At 42.3% G+C, this 215-nt stretch carries 1 protein-coding gene; it reads left to right on the plus strand.

The window, feature by feature from the left end:
- On the plus strand, positions 1–215 hold a 215-nt coding region (locus tag V6255_RS18765; RefSeq protein WP_341629459.1), incomplete at both ends, for a topoisomerase DNA-binding C4 zinc finger domain-containing protein.

Raw genomic sequence — 215 nt, forward strand, 5'->3', positions numbered from 1 at the left:
GGCCGTGTTGGATTATTTATTGGTTGTACTGACTATCCTACCTGTGAACATACTGCCCCACTTTCAGAACAAAATAAGCCAGAAGAAGAAGCTCTGAAAGAAGCTTCAGTGCCTTGTCCAAGTTGTAAGAGTGGTCATGTAATTGCCCGCCAAGCTCGTTTTGGCAAAACAGTTTATGCGTTTGCCAATTATCCTGATTGCTATTATGCAGTGAA

The sequence above is a fragment of the Psychromonas arctica genome (genome assembly GCF_038155225.1).
Taxonomy (GTDB): Bacteria; Pseudomonadota; Gammaproteobacteria; order Enterobacterales; family Psychromonadaceae; genus Psychromonas; species Psychromonas arctica_B.